Genomic DNA, 21,908 nt, shown 5'->3' with positions numbered 1-21,908 from the left:
GATACAAAATAAATGTAAATCCAGGACAGGAGTATAGTCATGAGCAGTCAGCCATGGATGGAAGAATATAAAAAGTGGAATATCAATCCGGAGTTTACCCGGCCAGATCCTGAGAAAACCCTGAGCACGACAATTGCTGAGAATTTGGTAAAATTTCAGGATAAAACCGCATTTATCTATCTGGATCGTAAATTCAGCTATCACGATATCGATGTGTATAGCCAGAAACTGGCAAGCTATTTACAGCGTCTTGGGCTGACTGCTGGCAGCCGTATTGCGGTGATGCTGCCTAATATTATTCAATATCCAATCGCGACCTTTGCCATTATTCGGGCCGGTTATGTGCTGGTCAATGTCAACCCCATGTACACCCAGCGCGAGCTCTATCATCAGCTACAGGATTCAGGTGCAGAAGCCTTGATTATCCTGGGACAGACTTTGGAGCAATTAACAGCACTAGATGAATGTCCTCAACTCAAATATGTCATTTCAACGCATCCGCTGGATTTTATTCAAGAGCAACCAAGTGCTATTTATAGTCAGGCAGCACAATATCCGGATAAACAGTTTTCTGACTTTAGACAGGCAATAAATCAGGTAGAGATTATTGATTTTGAACCGCCTGTACAGCATCAGGAAGATACGGTCATTCTGCAATATACGGGAGGTACCACAGGTGTTTCTAAAGGTGCAGAACTGAGCCATCGCAATATTTTATTTAATATCGCCCAGAACAGTACCGTGTTTATCAGCCATTTTGGTGACCGCTATGCCGCTGAAAATGAATATGTATTCTGTGCCTTGCCGCTGTATCACATTTATGGATTTACCATCTGCCTGTTCAGTTACGGTTTAAGCCGTGGTTTCGCCAATGTCCTGATTCCAAATCCGAGAGATCTGGATGCTTTGGCGGATCAATACCAGAAACATCCACCCACTGTTTTCCCCGGGGTGAATACCATGTTTAATGCCTTGGCGCATCATTCACCTTTCCGTGAACTGGATCATTCACGCCTGAAAACCACAACCGGCGGAGGGGCATCTATTTTGAAAAATACGGCAGAGTTATGGCATGAGGTCACAGGCTGCCAGATTTATGAAGGTTATGGGCTTTCCGAAACTTCACCGACTGCAACTTTTAACCCGCCTTTAAGCCGGCGATTTAGTGGCACGATTGGCTTGCCATTGGCAGGGACTGAAATTCTGATTCTGAATGATGAAGGAAAACCTGTAGAGCTTAATCAGGCTGGAGAAATAGCCATACGTGGTCCACAGGTGATGAAAGGATACTGGCAGCAACCCGAAGCAACAGCACAGGTATTTACCAAAGATGGATTTTTTCTGACAGGTGATATCGGTTGTATGGATGAACAAGGCTATATCACCATTCTGGACCGCAAAAAAGACATGATTCTGGTGTCCGGATTTAATGTTTATCCCAATGAGCTGGAAGGCGTGCTGTCCAAACATCCTAAAATACTGGAATGTGCAGTGATTGGTATTGATGATGAAAAATCTGGACAGGTACCCAAGGCATTTATTGTGAAACAGGATGAAACTCTGACCCAAGATGAAGTCATGACTTATCTGAAGCAGCAACTGACCAGTTATAAACTACCCAAATACATTGAGTTTGTGGGTGGATTACCCAAGTCCGCAGTAGGCAAAATTCTGCGTCGTGAACTGCCTCGTACTGTTCAGTCGAGTGCAAAAGCCTGATAAGGAATGATCTAATCCATTAGATTTAAAATAAAAAAGGAATCGAAAGATTCCTTTTTTATTGCTTGCAGGCTTATCGCTGCTGGATGACTTTTTTGCTTTTCAGTTCTTCCATTTCAGCAGAACTTAAATATTGACTCAAAATGGCATCGGTATCTTCACCCAGACAAGGTGGGGCCTTTTTATATTCTACCGGTGTCTTGGAGAGTTTAATCGGTGAACCGATTGAGGTGTAATCTTCACGTAAGGTATGCGGCATTTTAATCACCATATCACGCGCTAATACCTGTTCTTCTTGCAAAGTCTGTTTCAGATCATTGATCATTCCTACCGGCACTTTAACCGCATGGATTAAATCCACCCAGGTTTTTGCTGGTCGAGTATAGAAATGAGCTTGTAGAACTGTGGTCAGTTCTTCACGATGTGTAACACGTCCTGAATTTTTCAAGAAGCGAGGATCTTCTGCCACCTTGGCCAGACCAACGGCCTGACACAAAGCTTGAAATTGCAGATCGTTGCCACAGGCAATAATAAATTCGCCTTCCTGGGCTTTAAACACCTGATAGGGCACAATATTGGCATGTGCATTTCCGAAGCGACCGGGTACTTTGCCTGAGGTGAGATAATTCATGGCCAGAACAGAGAGGGAAGCAACCTGGGTATCTAACAGCGCCATATCAATATACTGACCTTCACCGGTTTTCTCACGGGACAACAAAGCCGCCTGAATGGCAATTGCGGCATATAAGCCGGTGGTCAAATCGGCAAAGGCCAGACCTGCTTTTTGCGGGCCACCACCGGGCAGATCGTCACGTTCGCCAGTGACACTCATCATGCCGCCCATTCCCTGAACGATAAAATCATAGCCCGGCTCTTGCGCACGCGGACCGTTCTGGCCAAAACCGGTAATAGAACAATATACCAGTCGCGGATTTAGCTGACTCAGAGTTTCATAATCCAGTCCATATCGTTTCAACGAACCGGTTTTATAGTTTTCAATGACTACATCGCTTTGTTCAGCAAGTTTTTTGATAATACGTTGACCTTCAGGTGTAGATAAATCGATTGCAACCGAGTGCTTGCCACGGTTGGCTGACAGGTAATAAGCCGATTCATGGGTATCTTGCTGCTGATTGTTTTTAAGCCAGGGTGGTCCCCAGATACGGGTATCATCCCCATGATCCGGTTTTTCAATCTTGATCACTTCTGCACCCAGATCAGCCAGAATCTGGCTACACCAGGGCCCAGCCAAAATCCGGCTTAAATCCAGTACACGAAATCCTGTTAAGGCACCCATTATTACGCTCCCTGTTCGATCTTATTCAAATGATATATCGTTCTTATCCCTCTTTTTAAAGCTATAGGAAAATGGAAAAACAATCAACTTTATGATACTTAATTTCGTCTAACAAAATAAAACATCTAAAATGATGAATATTCATCTTATTTTCTTTAGCCTGATGCAAATATAAGTATGAACGAAGAACAAGAGGTCACTGATAAAAAGGAAAAAGCGATCTCCCAGACAGGATTAAAAAAGGAGTCAATCAAGTGAATTAAAAACGGATTAGCCTTAAAGCATATTCATTAGCGGAATAGCTTTAAATATAAAAGATCATGAAAACCTAAGGATAGGAAAACAGAGATTTAAATATAACGGATTTAGCGAGAGAATTAGAAAAGATTAAACCTACGACCAAACGAACGCAGCAAATTGCTTTTATTTTCGCCTTTCTGGCTTTACTGGTAGATGGCGCGGACATGTTGCTGCTGTCTTTCAGTTTAAATAGCCTGAAAGCAGAGTTTGGTCTCAGTAATCTGCAGGCCGGTACACTAGGCAGTTTTACCTTAGCAGGTATGGCGATTGGTGGCTTTATGGGTGGCTGGGCCTGTGACCGTCTGGGCCGTGTACGTACCGTAGTCATTTCGATTCTGGTATTTTCCATGTTGACCGCAGCCTTAGGCTTTGCACAGAACTTTGAACAATTTGCTGTTTTACGCTTTCTTTCTGCCTTTGGCATAGGCTCTTTATATATTGCAGCCAATACGCTCATGGCTGAATATGTTCCAACTGAATATCGCACCACGGTTTTAGGTACCTTACAGGCAGGATGGACCGTCGGTTATATTGTGGCCACTGTACTGGCAGGCTGGATCATTCCAGAATATGGCTGGCGAACCCTGTTTTTTATTGCCATTATTCCCTCGGTTATGGCGATTTTTATCCAGAAACTGGTTCCTGAGCCAGAATCTTGGCAGCGTGCACGTTTGCAGCGTCTATATGCCCCAGCTGAAATCACAGTACAGCAACCCGCCAAAAAAAGCACAGTCAAAGAGATTTTCGCGGATCCTGCGAATCGCAGAATGTTTATTTTGTGGATCTTTACGGCCGGTTTTCTGCAATTTGGCTACTATGGCGTAAACAACTGGATGCCGGCATATCTGGAATCTGAATTGCACATGAATTTTAAATCCATGGCAGGCTATATGATTGGTACCTATGTAGCCATGATTTTCGGAAAAATTCTGGCGGGCTTTGCTGCAGACCGTCTGGGTAGACGCGCTGTCTTTTCGTTTGGAGCAATTGGAACGGCGATTTTCCTGCCCGTGATTGTGCTATTCAATACGCCAGATAACATTGCCTATCTGCTGATTTTCTTTGGATTCCTGTATGGTATTCCATATGCGATTAATGCCACTTATATGACGGAAAGCTTCGCCACCTCGATTCGTGGTACTGCGGTAGGCGGTGCTTATAATGCAGGTCGTATCGGCGCCATGTTTGCCCCTGCAATTATTGGCGCGGCAGCCAGCGGGGTTCAATTGGCTTAGGCTTCCTGATTATGGGGGGTGCCTATTTCTTGTGTGGCGCAGTGTCCGGGATATTCATTAAAGACCGTCAATACGATCCACAAAAGGCATAATTTCAATTTATAAAAAAGAGCCTGAATTCAGGCTCTTTTTTATATTCTTCAATTAAAGCTATATTTCTATTTGTTTATTCCTGATCCGTTTCTTTATGCAGATGAATACTTTTTAAACCATCATTTACTTTATTGAGCAGATGAATTAGGGTAACCACATCATCAAAAGCCAGCTTATTTAAGGCCTGACCATAAAAATCAAAGAAATCAGCTTGCAAGTTGTCCCATGTTTCCAAGCTGGGATGTAGCCAAAGCAGTGGATCTAATTCATCAGCATCAGGTGAATTTCACCATGGCCTCGACCCCATTCCTGAATGACCTGTCCAATACCGTGGCGGAACAGCATGACAAGGTTGATTCACTAAAAATTTTCCTGTGTGCTGGTGCACCCATTCCGGGGCCATTGGTACAAAAAGCCCGGGAAATTCTGGGCGTTAAAGTCATATCCGCTTGGGGTATGACCGAATGTGGTGCAGTGACGCTGACCCGACCTGAAGATGAGGATGAACACTCTTTCAATACGGATGGCATCGCTTTACCTGGTGTTGAAATCAAGATCGTGAATAAAAAAGGTCAGACCAAAGCCGTGAATGAATCCGGGCGTTTGATGATCCGCACCTGTTCAAATTTTGGCGGTTATTTAAAACGTCCACATTTGAATGATACGGATGCCGAAGGCTGGTTTGATACTGGCGATATTGCCTATCAGGACGAGCATGGCTATATTCGGATTTGCGGACGTAAGAAGGATGTGATTATTCGTGGTGGAGAAAATATTCCGGTCGCGGAAATTGAATCACTACTTTATAAGCATCCGAATATCGCCACAGTAGCTTTAGTGGCTTATGCAGATGAGCGAATGGGCGAGCGTTCCTGTGCAATCATCAAGCTGAAAGATCAGACAAAGCCGTTAAGTTTTAATGAGCTGTTAGATTTCCTGAAAACTCATAATCTGGCTATGCAGTATCTTCCGGAACGCCTGGAAATCTGGGAGGATATTCCGATGACCCCATCGGGAAAAATCCAGAAGTTTAAACTCAGAGAATTACTGGCTCAGCATATTGCCTCAACGGCAGTTGAAGCGAACTAAATCTGGGAATAAATAGATAAATTAAACCCTGAATAATCTTGCATCATTCAGGGTTTTTCTTATTCAAAAAGAAGCGATCTAAAAGGTTAATACGAATTTTAGATTAACTTCTACTTTAATAATTTTAATAAAGCTTCAGCCGTTGCAGCAGAAGAGGCGGGGTTTTGTCCAGTAATGAGCAGACCATCTTGTTGCACGTATACCTGCCAGTCCTCAGTTTTGGAATATTTCCCACCTTTTTCTTTCAGCATGTCTTCCACTAGAAATGGGACAACATCGGTTAGGCCTACGCCGTCTTCTTCGGTATTAGTAAAACCGGTGACTGTCTTGCCTTCTACAATCGAATGACCTTCGGCATCTTTGACTTCACGAAGTACACCCGGTGCATGACAGACCAGCGCAACAGGTTTATCTGCCTGTAAAGTCTGCTCAATTAAAGAAATAGAATTCTGGTCTTTGGCTAGATCCCATAATGGACCGTGACCACCCGGATAGAACACGGCATCAAAATCCTGATTTAAGACTTCACTCAACTTATGTGTATTGGCAAGAGCCTGCATGGCCACCTCATCTGCTTCAAAGCGTTTGGTGGTTTCGGTTTGCGCATCCGGCTCATTACTTTTTGGATCTAATGGTGGCTGACCACCTGCAGGAGAAGCCAAAACTACCTCTGCGCCTGCATCGACAAAGGTGTAATAAGGCGCAGCTAGCTCTTCCAACCAGAAGCCAGTTTTTTTGCCAGTATCGCCCAGCTGGTCATGTGAAGTCAGTACCATCAAGATTTTCATATTATTTTCCTGTAGCTCATTAAAAAACATCGCGAATGATCGACTGTTAATTTAACAAGTCATGAGCGTCAGGAATGTTGTGATACGTTCATTTGCTGTATCGATACGTTGTTGTTTCAGTTGATTTAACTAAAGTACGTAGCCTTGCAAAGTGAACAGTGTGTTCAATATTCATCTGCCCATTAACAGGTCTTGCTGAAGATCGGCTTGTTTACGCAAGAAATCCCAGACCAGTTTAATTTTTGGTTCATGTTGCAGATCGACCAGCGTCAGCATCCAGAAAGTGTGGGTAAAACTGAGCTGCTGACCCAGCACCTCTTTCAGTTCACTTTTATCATTGACCAGAAATTTCGGCAAAATGGCCAGTCCAGCACCTGCACGCACGGCAATTTCCTGCGCCAGAATGCTGTTACTGCGAAAACAGGCACTGACCTGCAAGGGAAGACGCTCTAGCGAATATAGTGCAGTGCTATAGACCAGATCATCAATATAATCGACAAAACGGTGCTGCTGGAGGTCTTCCAGTTTTTTAATTTCCGGATTTTGCTGTAAATAATGCTGGCTGCCATATAGCTTTAAACAGTAATTAGACAAACGAGTAATGATATACGGACCAGATTTGGGCCGGTCAATCGCGATCACAATATCTGCTTCTCGATGTGAAAGTTTGATCGCTTTCGGTACCGGAATCAGGTCAATGGTCAGCAAAGGATAATGCTGGGAAAATTCTGCCAAAAGACGAGCTAAAAATGCCGTGCCAAAACCTTCTGGCGCACCAATCCGGACCCGACCTTGCAAGGGATCATGGCGCTTGTCAATCTGGATAAAGGACTGTTCCATCTGTTCCACACGCGGCACCAGTGCCAGACCTTCCGAGGTTAGTTCATAACCGGTGGCTTCGCGCTTAAACAGTTGCGTACCTAAAGTACTTTCCAGGGCCTGAATCCGCCGCGCTACGGTGCTATGTTCAACCCCGATTAAGCGTGCTGCGTTGGTGAGTGTTTTAGCACGCGCCAAAACTAAAAAAAAGCGTAAATGATCCCAATCTACTTTCATTTTTTATTTAACATCCTGTTAAATTCCTGTGCATATTTGCACAACCATCGTGCACCAATTTCTATTGGTGGTCAAAGTGTTCTTTGTTAGTCTGCTGAAACAGCGTAAAAATTATACGTTAAATAAAAGCCAGTAAAGGCAGATACAACGACAATAACAAACCAGCACGGAGCGACCATGAACGCTATTTCTCATCCACAGCAAAGTACCGGATTCACCACCGCAAAACTCCTCATTAATGGTGAATTTGTCGAATCAAGAACCAGCCATTGGCAAGATATTGTTAATCCTGCCACTCAGGAAATCTTGGGCCAAGTGCCTTTTGCTACCGCAGAAGAAGTTAATGCCGCCATTGCTGCTGCACAAAATGCATTTGCCAGCTGGCGCCAGACCCCGATCCAGGCACGTATGCGAATCATGCTGAAACTGCAGGATCTGATTCGTACAAACCTAAAAAGTATCGCCCGAGTCTTAACGGCGGAACAGGGCAAAACCCTGGCCGATGCCGAAGGTGATATCCAGCGTGGTTTAGAAGTGGTGGAGCATGCCTGTTCGATCGGTTCCCTACAAATGGGCGAGTATATTGAAGGTGTGGCACGCGGTGTCGATACCTATACTTTGCAGCAACCCTTGGGTGTCTGTGCAGGAATTACCCCGTTTAACTTTCCGGCGATGATTCCACTGTGGATGTTCCCGATGGCGATTGTCTGCGGCAATACTTTTGTCTTAAAGCCTTCTGAACAGGATCCACTATCGACCATGATGCTGGTTGAGTTAGCGATTCAGGCAGGTGTGCCGGCAGGCGTACTGAATGTGGTACATGGCGGCAAAGAAGTGGTCGATCTACTGTGTACCCATCGCGATATCAAGGCGATTTCTTTTGTCGGTTCGACTGCAGTCGGCACGCATGTCTATAACCTTGCAGGCCAACACGGCAAGCGTGTGCAGTCGATGATGGGCGCCAAAAACCATGTGGTGGTGATGCCAGATGCGAATAAAGAACAGACCTTAAATGCCTTGGTCGGTGCAGCTTTTGGCGCAGCAGGTCAACGTTGTATGGCACTTTCCGTGGCGGTAATGGTCGGTGAGACCAAGCACTGGGTCGATGAACTGGTCAATAAAACCAAAACCTTAAAGGTAAATGCCGGGCATGAACCGAATACCGATGTTGGACCAGTGATTTCAACCCGTGCCAAATCGCGTGTCATCGATTTAATTAACAGTGGTGTTGAACAGGGTGCCGAACTGCTACTCGATGGCCGTGATGTGCAGGTTCCAGGCTATGAACAGGGTAATTTTGTCGGACCAACGATTTTTAATCAGGTCACGACCGATATGCGCATTTATAAAGAAGAAGTATTTGGTCCGGTACTGGCGATCATGCATGTCGATACTTTGGAACAGGCGATTGCACTGATTAATGCCAATCCGTTTGGTAATGGCGTTGGACTGTTTACCCAAAATGGCAATACGGCACGTACCTTCCAGAACCAGATTGATATCGGTCAGGTGGGCATTAACATTCCAATTCCCGTACCTGTGCCTTTCTTCAGTTTTACCGGTTCACGCGGTTCAAAACTGGGTGATCTCGGTCCTTATGGCAAACAGGCGGTGCAGTTCTATACCCAGACCAAAACCATTACCAGCCGCTGGTTTGAAGATGACCAGGAAACCACTGGTGTCAATACCACAATCAGTCTGCGTTAAGGAGCATCAGCATGAAGATTGCATTTATCGGTTTAGGCAACATGGGCGGCTCCATGGCGCAAAACTTGCTCAAGTCCGGTCATCAGGTTTTTGGTTATGACTTAAGTGCAGTGGCTTTACAGCATTTTGCAGAAGCTGGCGGTGTGGTCTGCGACAGTCCACAAGCTGCCGCGAAGCAGGCGGAGATCGTGGTCAGCATGTTGCCTGCAGCCAAGCATGTGCGTGAAGTCTATTTGGGTGAACACGGTATTCTGGAGGTGCTTCAAGCGGGCAGCTTATGTATCGACAGCAGTACCATTGACCCGCAAACCATTCAGGAGGTTGCTGCAGCAGCTCAGGCCAAGCAGATTCGCGTCTGTGATGCACCGGTATCCGGCGGTACTTTAGGTGCCAAAGATGGCACTTTAACCTTTATGGTCGGCGCAGATGATGCCACCTTTGAGGCCGTTAAACCTGTTCTCGGCTGTATGGGTAAAAATCTGGTGCATTGTGGTGCGGTGGGAACAGGACAGGTGGCAAAAATCTGTAATAACCTGATTCTGGGGATTTCCATGACTGCGGTTGCAGAAGGGATGGCACTCGGTGCCAAACTGGGCATTGATGCACAGGCCTTGGCTGGCGTGATTAACAGTTCCACCGGACGTTGCTGGAGTTCTGAAATTTATAATCCGTGGCCCGATATTTGTGTCAATGCGCCGTCATCGCGGGGTTATACCGACGGTTTTGCCGCACAACTGATGCTCAAAGATTTGGGGCTGGCTGTCGATGCCGCGCAACAGGTGGATCAGCCGGTGGTACTCGGCAGCATGGTACAGAAACTCTATCAACAACTGTGTCAGGAAGGTGATGCCCATCTGGACTTCTCCAGCATCATGCATCAATACACCACGCCACCTGCTTAAAACTTAAAAGATTAGATGGAGCAAGGATTCGCTTCAATAATTACACCTTGTCAGTAATAACGATAAATTCAGGCTGAGGTTTAACATGTTAGATTATCAAACAACGATTCAAGACTTTGATTTAAACACGGTTGCAAGCCAGTATCTCTCCGGTTCAATGCAGGCAGTAAATGCCTGTTATGAATGCTGTGACCGTCATGCCAATTCCGATGCCATTGCCTTGTACTGGCATGGTAAAGATGGCCGTAAAGAACAGTATAGCTTTGCCGAACTCAAAAAATATTCCAGCCAGTTTGCCAACTTTTTAAAGTCTCAAGGCATTGGTAAAGGCGACCGCGTTTCCGGATTATTACCACGTACTCCCGAGTTGATCATTACTATTTTGGCAACCTGGCGGATTGGTGCTGTCTATCAACCCTTATTTACGGCCTTTGGTCCCAAAGCCATCGAGCATCGTATTCAGCTGGCGCAAAGCAAGCTGGTGGTGACTGATCTGGCGAATCGGGACAAATTATCCGAGATCAGCAACTGTCCACCGATTGTGACGGTACATGCCGAAACTGAGGCAGAGCGCTATCCGCACGACCTCAGCTTCTGGACGGTATTAAACCGTCAGGCTGAAGCTTGTGAGCTGGAAATCCTGAATGTCGATGATCCATTTTTATTGATGTTTACCTCCGGTACTACTGGACCAGCGAAACCGCTTAAAGTCCCTTTAAAAGCGCTGATTGCTTTTGCAAGCTATATGCAAAATGCCATTGGTCTAACTCCTGAAGATGCTTTCTGGAATATTGCTGATCCCGGCTGGGCCTACGGTTTGTATTACGCGATTACTGGTCCTTTAATGCTTGGACACTCGACCTTATTTTATGAAGGCGGTTTTAATGCAGAAAGTGTCTGCGAAATTGTTAAGGAATATGGCATTACCAATCTGGCCGGTGCACCGACTGCTTATCGCATGATGATGGCGGCCGATCCTGCTCAAATGGCAAAACTACGCGGTAAGTTACGTGTTGTCAGCAGTGCGGGAGAACCGTTAAATCCGGAAGTGATCCGCTGGTTTAAAGAGGTACTGGATGTGCCGATTTATGACCATTATGGCCAGACCGAAGTCGGGATGGTGGTGTGTAATCATCATGCCTTGGAACATCCGGTCCGTTCAGGTTCGGCAGGCTTTGCCAGCCCGGGTTACCGGATTGCCGTTGTCGATGAACTGGGGCATGAATTAGCAGCTGACGTCCCGGGCATCCTGGCAGTGGATATCAGCCAGTCCCCAATGATGTGGTTCTCTGGCTATGAAGAAAGCCGTAAATCTCCATTTGTCGGACAGTATTACTTAACTGGGGATACCGCAGAAATTCATGCAGATGGCAGTATGAGCTTTGTTGGGCGTAGTGATGATGTCATTACAACGTCAGGTTATCGGGTCGGCCCGTTTGATGTGGAAAGTGCCTTGCTGGAACATGATGCCGTGATTGAAGCAGCAGTCATTGGCGTGCCTGATCCTGAGCGTACCGAAGTGATTAAAGCCTTTGTGATTCTGGCGAATAATTTTGCAGCTTCGGCCCATCTGGAAGAAGAGCTGGGTCAATTTGTGAAAAAGCGGTTATCTGCGCATGCCTATCCACGCCTGATTGAATTTGTGACTGAATTGCCGAAAACCCCAAGCGGTAAAATTCAACGCTTTTTACTGCGCAATCAGGAAATCAACAAGCAGCAATCCAAAACTGCATAAGCTCATAAAGCCAACAGATTGAATAAGAAGATTAAATAAAGAGATTGAAGGAAGCATCGATGCAATTAACGGAAGAACAACACCTGATTCAGGATATGGCCAAAAGCTTCGCCCAGGAACAGATTAAACCCTTTGCCAGCGAGTGGGATCAAAAAGGCATCTTTCCCAAAGATGCCTTGGCCCAAATGGGAGAGCTGGGTTTTTTAGGCATGCTGATTCCGGAAGAATGGGGCGGCTCGGGCACAGGTACGCTGGCTTATGTTCTGGCCTTGGAAGAAGTCGCTGCGGCCGATGGTGCAACATCCGCGATTATGAGCGTACATAACTCGGTGGGTTGTGTACCGATTTTCAAGTTCGGGACGGAACAGCAAAAGCAGCAATTTTTAAAGCCTTTAGCGCAAGGTGAAATGATTGGTGCCTTTGCCTTAACCGAACCGCATACCGGATCGGATGCTGCCGCGATTAAAACCCGGGCGGTCAAGGACGGCGATCATTACATTCTGAATGGCGCGAAACAGTTCATTACCTCAGGCCACAATGCCGGAATGATTATTGTGTTTGCCGTGACTGATCCAGCTGCGGGGAAAAAAGGTATGAGTGCATTTTTAGTGCCGCGCGACACGCCCGGTTATGAAGTGATTCGGGTCGAAGAAAAACTCGGCCTGCATGCTTCGGATACCTGTCAGATTGCCTTAACCGATGTCCGCATTCATGAAAGTTTAAGACTCGGTGCAGAAGGCGAAGGTTTAAAAATTGCCTTGGCCAATCTGGAAGGCGGGCGAATCGGTATTGCGGCACAGGCGGTTGGTTTGGCGCGTGCCGCCTTGGAAGAAGCAACGGCCTATGCGCATGACCGCGTGGCCTTTGGCAAACCGATTTTTGAACAGCAAGCGATTTCTTTCAGGTTGGCCAGTATGGCGACTGAAATTGAAGCAGCACGGCAACTGGTCCATTTTGCAGCACGCAAGAAAGAAGCCGGTGAAACCTGTTTAACTGAAGCCTCCATGGCCAAGCTATTTGCTTCGGAAATGGCGGAACGTGTCTGCTCCAAAGCGCTACAGATTTTTGGCGGCTACGGTTATCTGAAAGATTTTCCAATCGAACGCATTTATCGTGATGCGCGGATTTGTCAGATTTATGAAGGCACCAGCGATATTCAGCGCCTGGTGATTGCACGCAGCCTCTAATTTTAAAAGGACTTATTTCATGCAGTGGCAAACAATTTTATTAGAACAACGTAATGGTGTCGGGCTGATTACTTTAAATCGTCCGCAAGCTTTAAATGCACTGAATAACCAGCTGATTGTTGAAGTGAATCAGGCACTGGATCAGCTGGAAAAAGATCCGGCAATTGGCTGTATTGTGATTGCGGGTTCGGAAAAAGCCTTTGCCGCTGGTGCCGATATTAAAGAAATGGCAGATCTGAATTTTCCGCAAATTTATCTGGATGATTTTTTCAGTCTGGCCGATCGAATTGCGCAGCGTCGTAAACCTTTAATTGCCGCAGTGAGCGGCTATGCCTTGGGTGGTGGTTGCGAGCTGGCATTGATGTGCGACTTTATTTACTGCGCTGATAATGCAAAATTTGGTTTGCCTGAAGTTACCTTAGGCGTGTTGCCCGGCATTGGCGGGACCCAGCGTTTAACCTTGGCGATTGGTAAGGCCAAAGCCATGGAAATGTGCCTGACTGCACGGCAGATGGGGGCGCAGGAAGCGGAACAAAGTGGTTTGGTCGCTCGGGTTTTTGCCAAGGAAGAATTGCTGGAGCAAACCCTGCAAGCTGCCGAAAAAATTGCTGAAAAATCGCTTACTGCCGTGATGATGATTAAAGAATCAATTAATCGGGCCTTTGAAGTGAGCCTGGCTGAAGGCCTGCGCTTTGAACGCCGGGTATTCCATTCCATTTTTGCAGGTTCCGATCAAAAGGAAGGCATGCAGGCCTTTGTGGAAAAACGCCCAGCCAAATTTACCCATCAATAAGAAATTCATAATAGGAACAAAAAGAATGAGTGATGAAAATAATTTAGCGATTCGGGTCGCAGGGGGGCTGGGCATTATCAGCCTGGACCGCACCAGCCATTTAAATGCCTTAACCCTGGCGATGATTCAGGGCATTCAGGCGCAACTCGATCAGTGGTGCCATGATCCAGAAGTGCAAGCCATCCTGATCAATTCCAACAGTCCCAAGGCGTTCTGTGCTGGAGGCGACATCCGCTATCTGTATGACAGCTATCAGGCCGGCAATACCCAATATCAGGATTTTTTTGCCACTGAATATAAGATGCTGAGCACCTTGCGTAATTTTCCAAAGGCCGTGATCGTGATGATGGATGGCTATGTACTGGGCGGAGGCTTTGGCCTCGCTCAAGCCTGTCATATCAAAGTTACGAGTGAAAAATCACGTTTTGCCATGCCCGAAACCGCAATTGGTTTTTTCCCAGATGTTGGAGCCACCCATTTCCTGTCCCGACTGGATGAAGTCGGTGTCTATATGGCTTTGACCGGGGAGCAGATCAGTAGCAGTGATGCCTTGTATCTCGATCTGGTGGATTATCATGTGCCGAGTGAGCGTTTTGCTGAATTGGAAGCAGCGTTGATTACTGCGCCTGTGTTAAATTCGATTGAAATCCAGAAAATCATTAGTGGCTATATTACGCATCCGGTAGAAAGCGAGCTGCAAAAACGTGCAGATCTGATTAATCAGCATTTTGGCTATCCAAACCTCAAGGAGATTGAACAGAGTCTTGCTCATACAAGTAATTCAACCGATCAGGAATGGGCTAGTAAAATGCTGGCAATTTTGCAACAACGTCCGGTTATGGCCAAGCAAACCAGCCTGAAGTTACAGCAAGCCGGACAGAATTTGTCGCTAGAAAAATGCATGCAGTTAGAACGGGACTTGCAGGATGTCTGGTTAGAGCAGGGCGACTTTATTGAAGGCGTTCGTGCGCTGATTATTGATAAGGACAAAAATCCAAAATGGCGAACTGAGAATGCAAAATTTGAAAAGACCTTGCAAAAGATCTGGCCAGTTTGGACTCAGCAGCGTATCGAAAATATCACTTAAACTTGATGGTAAAAGACCCTCTATAAGTAAATTATAAAGGGTCTTTATAGGTGTCCTATAGCGTCATCAGTATGAATTCTGCTTAGTGGGACGTTTTCTTTTTCTTGCCACCGCCGTCTTGTTTATTGACCGTCGACCAGGCAATACGTTCGGCTTCTTCCTCAGAATGACCACGTTCTTTTTCGCTTTCTTCAATATGTTCAGCCTGCCGTTTCTGTTTATCGGTATAGGCTGATTTGTCACCTCTAGGCATCTTAATATCCTCATCAGGTTTGGCTGAAATTACTATAACAAGAGCTTATTTTTACGAGGGTAAGTATTTGTTGGAATCATTTTATAAAAACAAAATTTTTAAAAAATATGAAAATCTAAAGATTAAATAGATGAAGATAACGGTCAGCTAGAACCGCTATCTTCTGTGCCAGATTAGCCGTTAATAATACTGCCGCCATTCACATGAATCACCTGACCTGAAATATAACTGGCTTCTTCACTGGCCAGGAATAAATACGCCGGTGCTACTTCACTCGGCTGGCCCATACGACCCATTGGGGTGCTTTTACCAAAATCTTTAAGCTGTTCTTCATCAAAGCTGCTCGGAATCAATGGTGTCCAGATGGGACCTGGCGCGACCCCATTGACACGAATGCCGGTTTTATTTTTCAATAAATTGGTGGAAAGGCTTCGGGTAAATGTGGTGATGGCACCTTTCGTACTCGCATAGTCAATCAGCTGGTCATGACCATGATAACTGGTAATACTCGTCGTATTGATAATGCTATCACCTTCTTGCATATGCGGAATCACCGCCTGAGTCAGGTGGAACATCGATAGAATATTCACATTAAATGTTTTAAGTAATTGCTCGGGCGAGATATCGGTAATACTTTCTTGCGGGTATTGAACCCCGGCATTATTGACCAGAATATTAATCGTTTTAAATTCCTGAAGGGTCTTTTCCACCATTTTCTTGATTTCATCTTGATCTTGTAAATCACATTGAATCAGCAGACAACGGCGGCCTTCATCTTCCACCATTTTTTTGGTGTCCCGTGCATCCTGATCTTCATCCAAATAGCAAATGGCAATATCGGCACCTTCGCGAGCAAATAAGACCGATACAGAACAGCCAATTCCGCTATCACCACCAGTAATCAAGGCAACTTTGCCTTTTAATTTTTCACTGCCTTTATAATGCGGTTTAATAATTTCCGGTGCAGGGTCCATTTTGGTTTGCACACCCGGTTGATGGTCTTGTGTTTCAGTTGAAGCTGGGGTTTCAGGATAATGATTCATATCTTTTCCAATTCCAATGATTGTGGCCATATAAGAAAAAATATATTAGAAGCTTTTAGGCAAAATGAGGCTGGACTCAACATTTCATAACAGAATGTATTCGAGATTTATCAATTATTCGTTGAAACGGATCAGGTTGAGCAACCAGAACAGAAAAAGCTGATGAAACAACTTTGGACTACACTTAAATAGCCGAGGTGGTCTTGAAAGGTGAAATTTGATTAGGAAAGGTGAGGTATCAACGGAGATTTAAAATCTAGACATACATAGGCCTTTTTTACTGGGCTTGTATATAAAATAAATGGAGAGTTTTTTAACTCTCCATTTATTTATTCATTCTGATGTGTTTAAAAAATTTCTATAGAAATAAATTAAAGATTATCACTTAAATTAATTCTGGCCTGTGCTGCCTTTTCCTTTTTGGCTGAGGCTTTACCCCAGTTAAACTTTTGTGCACAGATGCCTAAGCCCACAATAAATAATGCAAGCACACTGGTATAAACCACTTCTTTAAAATAGGTTCCTTCAATAATCATGGTAATTAAAGCGCCGACAATAAAGATAATGACCAGATAAGTGAGCCATGGGAATAACCACATCTTGAATGGAATATTTTGTCCTTCAGCTTCCAGTTTTTTACGTAACTTAAGCTGAGAAATGGCAATAGCAAGATAGACATATAAAGATACGGTACCAGTCGCTAACATCAAGACATCATAAATATTCATACTTTCGGTGGCAGTCAGATAAATCGCCACGAAAGAAAACAGGCTTGAAAAGATGACACCTACCCATGGGCTGTTATTGCGGTTGGTTAAACCGAAACTCTTTGGTGCATCTCCACGTTTCGAGAGGGAATAGACCATGCGTGAACAGGTATAAAGTGCGGAGTTAAAGCAGCTACATACCGAGGTGAGCACGACAAAATTAACAATATGGCGTGCTTCTGGAATACCGAGTGCAGTAAGTGCCACACTATACGTACCCCAGGTCGGATCTTTCAATAAAGGATTATTGTGCGGAATCAGGCAAACCGTAATTAGCATTGAACCGACATAGAATAAAATGATACGCCATACAATTGAATTAGCGGCCTTACGAATTTCCTTGGCGGGATCTTTGGTTTCAGCTGCTGCCACGGTAACAATTTCTGCTCCCATATAAGCAAACATTACACCCAGTAAGGCAGTGATCACCGATGAAAAGCCATTGGGCATAAAGCCTTGAGCGGTTAGATGAGTTGTACCACCGAGCATAGAGGCATCGCCCCAAGGCCACAGGTGCATCACGGCCAAACTACCAAACACCAGAAACAGTACAATGGCAATAACTTTGATCAGGGCAAACCAGAACTCGAATTCACCAAAGTTTTTTACGTCACGGAGATTAATCCAGACCAGTGCTACAGTGACCAGAAGCATATAGCCCCAGATCGGGATAAATGGAAACCAGCTATTTAGGATTTTCCCGGCAACAAAGGCTTCCCAGCCCATGAGCAACGTCCAGAAAGACCAGTATAACCAGCCGATAGAAAATCCAGCCCAGCGCCCGATTCCACGATCCGCATAGGTTGAAAATGAACCACTGTCGGGATTCAGTACCGCCATTTCTCCCAGCATACGCATGATGAGTAAAACTAATAGTCCACCTAGAGTATAGGCAATGAGTGCAGCCGGTCCTGCAGAATAGATGACATTACCGGAGCCGACAAAGAGTGCTCCACCAATGACACCGGCAATTGAAATCATGGTGAGATGGCGTGATTTAAGTCCGTTTTTTAAGCCGTTTGATGATTCGGAATTGGAGAAATGTTGATGTTCTGCCATATAATTTCCCTTAATATCAATAGCGTAGCGGCAATAAAATTCCTTATTTGGCTTACGCTATCTTATCCTTTGAAACTGTAACCGAATTCATCAGTGCTTGACCAATATTAAGTTAATCTTAATAAAATAAATCCTTGTAGCCCTATAGACAGGATCACACTTTGATTAAAGTACGGTTACATGCTGTTCATGTATGCAGTTAATTTCTCTTTTTTGTTGTAAAGTGACGAGAGCCATTTTTGAGCAATTCAAAGGAGCCAATTGGCTTAAGAGATAAAAAATATAAGCAGGCAATATTTACAGAAAAATAAAGCTTACCTAAAATATCAGGCTAAAAGCAGGTTTACGTTCCCTTTAAAAATAAATTAAAAGCTTTTTGATTTTAAAAATATAATTGTATTGATCCCTGAGTTTTTACTAAGTTAAAGTGCGGATCCCATGCTCGCGCAAGCACTTTAACAATATCCCGAAAGCCACCAGAATTTCCTGTTCACTCACACAGGCAAAGCCCAGTAATAATCCTTTCTGCCGGGTGGAATAATGTTTGGTATAGTATTGCGATAAGGCTCTGACCTTGATTCCCAGTTCAAGCGCTTTGGATGCAATCAAGACATCATCACTGCTGCTCGGCAATTTTAAAATCAGATGCAAACCGGCGGCGGTATTGTATTCATGCAGAAAATCTTCACCTAAATGTCGGCGAATCAGGTCAATTAAAAAAGCGTGGCGTTTACCGTACAATAAACGCATCCGTCGGATATGCGCCTCATAATGTCCTTCACGGATAAATTCAGCCAGTGTTTGCTGATCGATTAAGTGACCACCACGATAAAGTTCCGAAGCTACAATTCGCAATGAAGAAAAGAGCTGTTTTGGTACCACTAAATAGCCAATACGCAGGGCCGGATAAATCGTCTTACTGAACGTCCCCATATAAATCACCGGAGAATCCGGCTCTAAACCTTGTAAAGAAGGATAGGGCTGGCCCGAGAACCTGAACTCGCTGTCATAATCATCTTCAACAATCCAGCTATTGTGCTGGCGTGCCAGTGCAATTAACTGTTTGCGCCGTTCTAAACTTAAATGTGAGCCCAAAGGATACTGATGCGACGGCGTCACAAAAATCAGTTTAGGTGGTTTCTTGGGATGCAGATCGGGAATAATCCCTTCCTGATCCACCGGTAAGGAACGTAGATTGACGCCATTAATTCGTAAAATATTACGCGCGCCCCAATAGGCTGGATCTTCGATCCAGACCTCATCGCCTATGTCGCTTAAAGTACGCGAGACCAAATCAATCGCCTGATGGGTGCCTTCGGTAATAATGATCTGATCAGCATCGCACTGCACTGAACGGGCAATTTTCAGATATTCTGCCAGCTCCTGACGCAGTTCCAGAGAGCCACCGGCATTGCTGTAAATCAGGTTGTTAACTTGAGGTTCACGGCTCAAACGCGTCTGGATTTTGCTGAAAATATGATGCGGAAATTCGGTTACATCGGGTGCGCCCGGTACAAAGGCTCCCCATTGATAAGGCGAAGCCGCGGAATAGCCGAGCAAGTAAGAACCGCGTTGCGACAGATTATAATTTTGCTGTGCTTTTTTTTCTGCAACGGCAGGAGAATTCTGTTCTGCCTTCACCAAAAAGGATTCGGGTAATTTCTCTACTACCCAGGTACCTTGACCGGTACGGGCATCAACATAACCCTGTGCCTGTAATTGTTCATAGGCATTTAACACCGTATTACGCGATACCTGAATCTCTTTAGCCAGATCACGTGATGCAGGCAAGCGGGTTTTGGGAGCCAATACGCTATCAATAATCGCGTTACGCAAGCAGCGGAACAGGCGCATCTGTAATGTTCCTGTGACATCTTGCTGCAATCGCTGCAGTAAATAATCTCCAAGCAAGCTACGCAATTGGCTCTCTCCTACAAATTTGAAATGGCTCTCGTGAGAGCGGTATTGCTAGGTGCAAAATAGTCTGATCAGGCAGTCATTGTAAAGTGTCTTGTATGCGTTTTGATCATGTACCTGCGGCTTGAATGCGAGCATACAGGCGGGCAGGCAATATACACAGATACCGATTAAAACTAAAGCGGAAAATCTAGACACTGATTTTGTTTGGAGCTCGCTGAACTAAGACCTGAATCAAGCAATGATTGCCATAACAGCCGAATAGAGATGTGTTGCAGCCGCCAGGACATACGACTGCATATAACAAAAGGATCATAGAATGAACATGATGATGAAAGGATTGACCTATACCGAGCAAGGTACAACGGCCTGGAACAATTATCTTAAGCAACTGGATAAAGTAGCGCCTTATCTGGGTGAGCTGAGTGAACGACTGGACATGCTGCGACGCCCAAAGCGCAGTTTGATTGTCGATGTTCCGGTCATCATGGATGATGGTACGGTTCAGCATTTTGAAGGCTATCGTGTTCAGCACAATTTAACTCGCGGTCCAGGCAAAGGCGGCGTGCGTTTTCATCCAGATGTCAATTTGGATGAGGTGATGGCTCTGTCGGCCTGGATGACGATCAAATGTGCTGCTCTAAATTTACCTTTTGGCGGTGCCAAAGGCGGTGTGCGAGTTGATCCGAGCCAGCTTTCCAAGCGCGAACTGGAACGCTTGACCCGACGTTATACGGCAGAAATCAATTTAATTATTGGACCGCAAAAAGATATTCCGGCGCCGGATGTTGGAACCAATCCGCAAATCATGGCCTGGATGATGGATACGTTTTCCATGAATGCGGGTTCTACGATTACTGGTGTAGTGACCGGAAAGCCGGTTCATTTAGGGGGGTCTTTAGGCCGCAGTAAAGCCACAGGCCGTGGTGTGTTTATTAGCGGTCGTGAAGTTGCCCAGCAAATTGGTCTAGATTTAAAAAATGCCCGGGTCTGTGTACAGGGTTTCGGTAATGTCGGCAGTGAAGCTGCGCTGCTTTTCCAGGAAAATGGCAGCAAAGTGATCTGTGTTCAGGACCATTCTGCCACCCTGTATCAGGAACAGGGGATTGATATTAGAAAGCTGCTTGAATACTCAAATACCCACCATAAAATTCAGGGATTTTCTGCCAGCGATGAAATTTCTGCATCAGCTTTCTGGACCATTCCTGCCGAAGTCTTTATTCCGGCAGCGCTGGAAGGTGTGATTAATACTCAGGTCGCGCAAAATATTCAGACCAAAATGATTCTGGAAGGTGCCAATGGTCCCACTTTGACTGAATCGGATGAAATTCTGAGTGAGCGTCATATTACCGTGGTGCCAGATGTAATCTGCAATGCGGGTGGCGTGACGGTCAGCTATTTTGAATGGGTTCAGGATTTGGCCAGTTATTTCTGGACCGAGGAAGAGATTAATCAGCGTATGGATGCCAGCATGAAAAATGCGGTACAGGATGTATGGCAAAAATCAGTCCAGGCCGGATGTTCTTTGCGTACAGCCGCTTATATTCTGGCCTGTGAGCGGATTTTAATGGCGCGTCAGGAACGCGGCATCTATCCGGGTTAAGCGAAGTTTTTGCAAGATGGATTAATCCATAAAAATGAATGGATTTAATCCATGATGACCTATCCTAAATTTTTGCAATGGATTTTTAAATTGGCTTCTTTATTTAAAAAGGAGCCAATTTTTATTAAAAACATAAATACTTGTTTATAAATAAAATAATTTTATATTTTGACTCTTTTACTAATTTCAACTAGACCAATTGGCTCCTTCGATCTGCTGCAAAGTGGCTCTCGTCTCATACGTATAAAAGCGCAAAATGAACCATATCAGCCAGTCTT

15 protein-coding genes and 3 pseudogenes are annotated in these 21,908 nt (G+C 45.0%); 10 read left to right on the top strand and 8 right to left on the bottom strand.

Annotated features, from left to right (window positions below; genetic code table 11):
* Positions 1-39 precede the first annotated feature (39 nt).
* Entirely contained in the window at positions 40-1,719 is a 1,680-nt protein-coding gene (locus AC13CK_RS10215; RefSeq protein ID WP_425878400.1) for an AMP-binding protein, read from the top strand.
* A 73-nt stretch (positions 1,720-1,792) separates the two neighbouring features.
* Here AC13CK_RS10215 and AC13CK_RS10210 read toward each other — a convergent pair whose 3' ends face one another.
* Positions 1,793-3,016 (bottom strand): CaiB/BaiF CoA transferase family protein, encoded by a 1,224-nt coding sequence (locus AC13CK_RS10210; protein ID WP_425878398.1) that lies wholly within the window; start codon positions 3,014-3,016, stop codon positions 1,793-1,795.
* A 356-nt stretch (positions 3,017-3,372) separates the two neighbouring features.
* On the opposite strand from AC13CK_RS10210, the pseudogene AC13CK_RS10205 reads away from it, so the two are divergent.
* Positions 3,373-4,643: pseudogene (locus AC13CK_RS10205) on the top strand (MFS transporter).
* A gap of 74 nt (positions 4,644-4,717) precedes the next feature.
* Here the strand turns inward: AC13CK_RS10205 and AC13CK_RS10200 are convergent.
* Positions 4,718-4,879 (bottom strand): annotated as a pseudogene (locus tag AC13CK_RS10200) (MarR family transcriptional regulator); the annotation flags it as partial.
* 2 nt (positions 4,880-4,881) lie between these two features.
* Between AC13CK_RS10200 and AC13CK_RS10195 the strand changes: the two are divergent.
* A pseudogene (locus tag AC13CK_RS10195) lies at positions 4,882-5,733 on the top strand (AMP-binding protein); the annotation flags it as partial.
* Between the two features lie 110 nt (positions 5,734-5,843).
* On the opposite strand, the gene AC13CK_RS10190 reads toward AC13CK_RS10195, so the two are convergent.
* Both AC13CK_RS10190 and AC13CK_RS10185 read right to left on the bottom strand, forming a co-directional pair.
* Entirely contained in the window at positions 5,844-6,521 is a 678-nt protein-coding gene (locus AC13CK_RS10190) for a type 1 glutamine amidotransferase domain-containing protein (protein WP_086044836.1), read from the bottom strand.
* Positions 6,522-6,692: 171 nt separating this feature from the next.
* Positions 6,693-7,577 (bottom strand): LysR family transcriptional regulator, encoded by an 885-nt coding sequence (locus AC13CK_RS10185; protein WP_086044837.1) that lies wholly within the window; start codon positions 7,575-7,577, stop codon positions 6,693-6,695.
* Positions 7,578-7,754: 177 nt separating this feature from the next.
* On the opposite strand from AC13CK_RS10185, the gene AC13CK_RS10180 reads away from it, so the two are divergent.
* The 6 genes from AC13CK_RS10180 (at position 7,755) to AC13CK_RS10155 (ending at position 14,988) form a co-directional block, all read left to right on the top strand.
* On the top strand, positions 7,755-9,284 hold the full coding sequence (locus tag AC13CK_RS10180) for a CoA-acylating methylmalonate-semialdehyde dehydrogenase (RefSeq protein ID WP_253174699.1): 1,530 nt from the start codon (positions 7,755-7,757) through the stop codon (positions 9,282-9,284).
* 11 nt (positions 9,285-9,295) lie between these two features.
* Complete coding sequence (mmsB, locus tag AC13CK_RS10175; protein ID WP_425878395.1) at positions 9,296-10,186, top strand: 3-hydroxyisobutyrate dehydrogenase; 891 nt, start codon at positions 9,296-9,298, stop codon at positions 10,184-10,186.
* Between the two features lie 85 nt (positions 10,187-10,271).
* Complete coding sequence (locus AC13CK_RS10170; RefSeq protein ID WP_482831147.1) at positions 10,272-11,921, top strand: AMP-binding protein; 1,650 nt, start codon at positions 10,272-10,274, stop codon at positions 11,919-11,921.
* A 59-nt stretch (positions 11,922-11,980) separates the two neighbouring features.
* Positions 11,981-13,108, top strand: a complete 1,128-nt coding sequence (locus tag AC13CK_RS10165; protein WP_482831145.1) for an acyl-CoA dehydrogenase family protein — start codon at positions 11,981-11,983, stop codon at positions 13,106-13,108.
* Between the two features lie 19 nt (positions 13,109-13,127).
* Positions 13,128-13,901 carry an enoyl-CoA hydratase gene (locus AC13CK_RS10160; RefSeq protein WP_174894412.1) on the top strand — a complete coding sequence of 258 codons (774 nt, stop codon included), beginning with the start codon at positions 13,128-13,130 and terminating at the stop codon, positions 13,899-13,901.
* A 25-nt stretch (positions 13,902-13,926) separates the two neighbouring features.
* Positions 13,927-14,988: an enoyl-CoA hydratase/isomerase family protein gene (locus AC13CK_RS10155; protein ID WP_425878390.1), complete on the top strand. Its 1,062-nt coding sequence runs from the start codon at positions 13,927-13,929 to the stop codon at positions 14,986-14,988.
* A gap of 82 nt (positions 14,989-15,070) precedes the next feature.
* On the opposite strand, the gene AC13CK_RS10150 is transcribed toward AC13CK_RS10155, so the two are convergent.
* From AC13CK_RS10150 to pdxR, 4 genes are all read right to left on the bottom strand, one after another.
* A complete protein-coding gene (locus AC13CK_RS10150; RefSeq protein WP_004280276.1) occupies positions 15,071-15,241 on the bottom strand; it encodes a hypothetical protein in 171 nt (56 codons plus the stop codon).
* A 173-nt stretch (positions 15,242-15,414) separates the two neighbouring features.
* Positions 15,415-16,284: an SDR family oxidoreductase gene (locus AC13CK_RS10145; RefSeq protein WP_482831143.1), complete on the bottom strand. Its 870-nt coding sequence runs from the start codon at positions 16,282-16,284 to the stop codon at positions 15,415-15,417.
* Positions 16,285-16,655: 371 nt separating this feature from the next.
* Positions 16,656-18,110 (bottom strand): amino acid permease, encoded by a 1,455-nt coding sequence (locus tag AC13CK_RS10140; RefSeq protein ID WP_253145647.1) that lies wholly within the window; start codon positions 18,108-18,110, stop codon positions 16,656-16,658.
* Between the two features lie 417 nt (positions 18,111-18,527).
* Complete coding sequence (gene pdxR, locus AC13CK_RS10135; protein ID WP_004646934.1) at positions 18,528-20,030, bottom strand: MocR-like pyridoxine biosynthesis transcription factor PdxR; 1,503 nt, start codon at positions 20,028-20,030, stop codon at positions 18,528-18,530.
* A gap of 328 nt (positions 20,031-20,358) precedes the next feature.
* Here pdxR and AC13CK_RS10130 point away from each other — a divergent pair, with 328 nt between their 5' ends.
* Entirely contained in the window at positions 20,359-21,630 is a 1,272-nt protein-coding gene (locus AC13CK_RS10130; protein ID WP_425878594.1) for a Glu/Leu/Phe/Val family dehydrogenase, read from the top strand.
* Positions 21,631-21,908: the final 278 nt, after the last annotated feature.

The organism is Acinetobacter sp. L-24, from assembly GCF_056857555.1.
The sequence above is the reverse complement of the archived record's forward strand: the minus strand, read 5'-3'. Positions and strand labels throughout refer to the sequence as shown.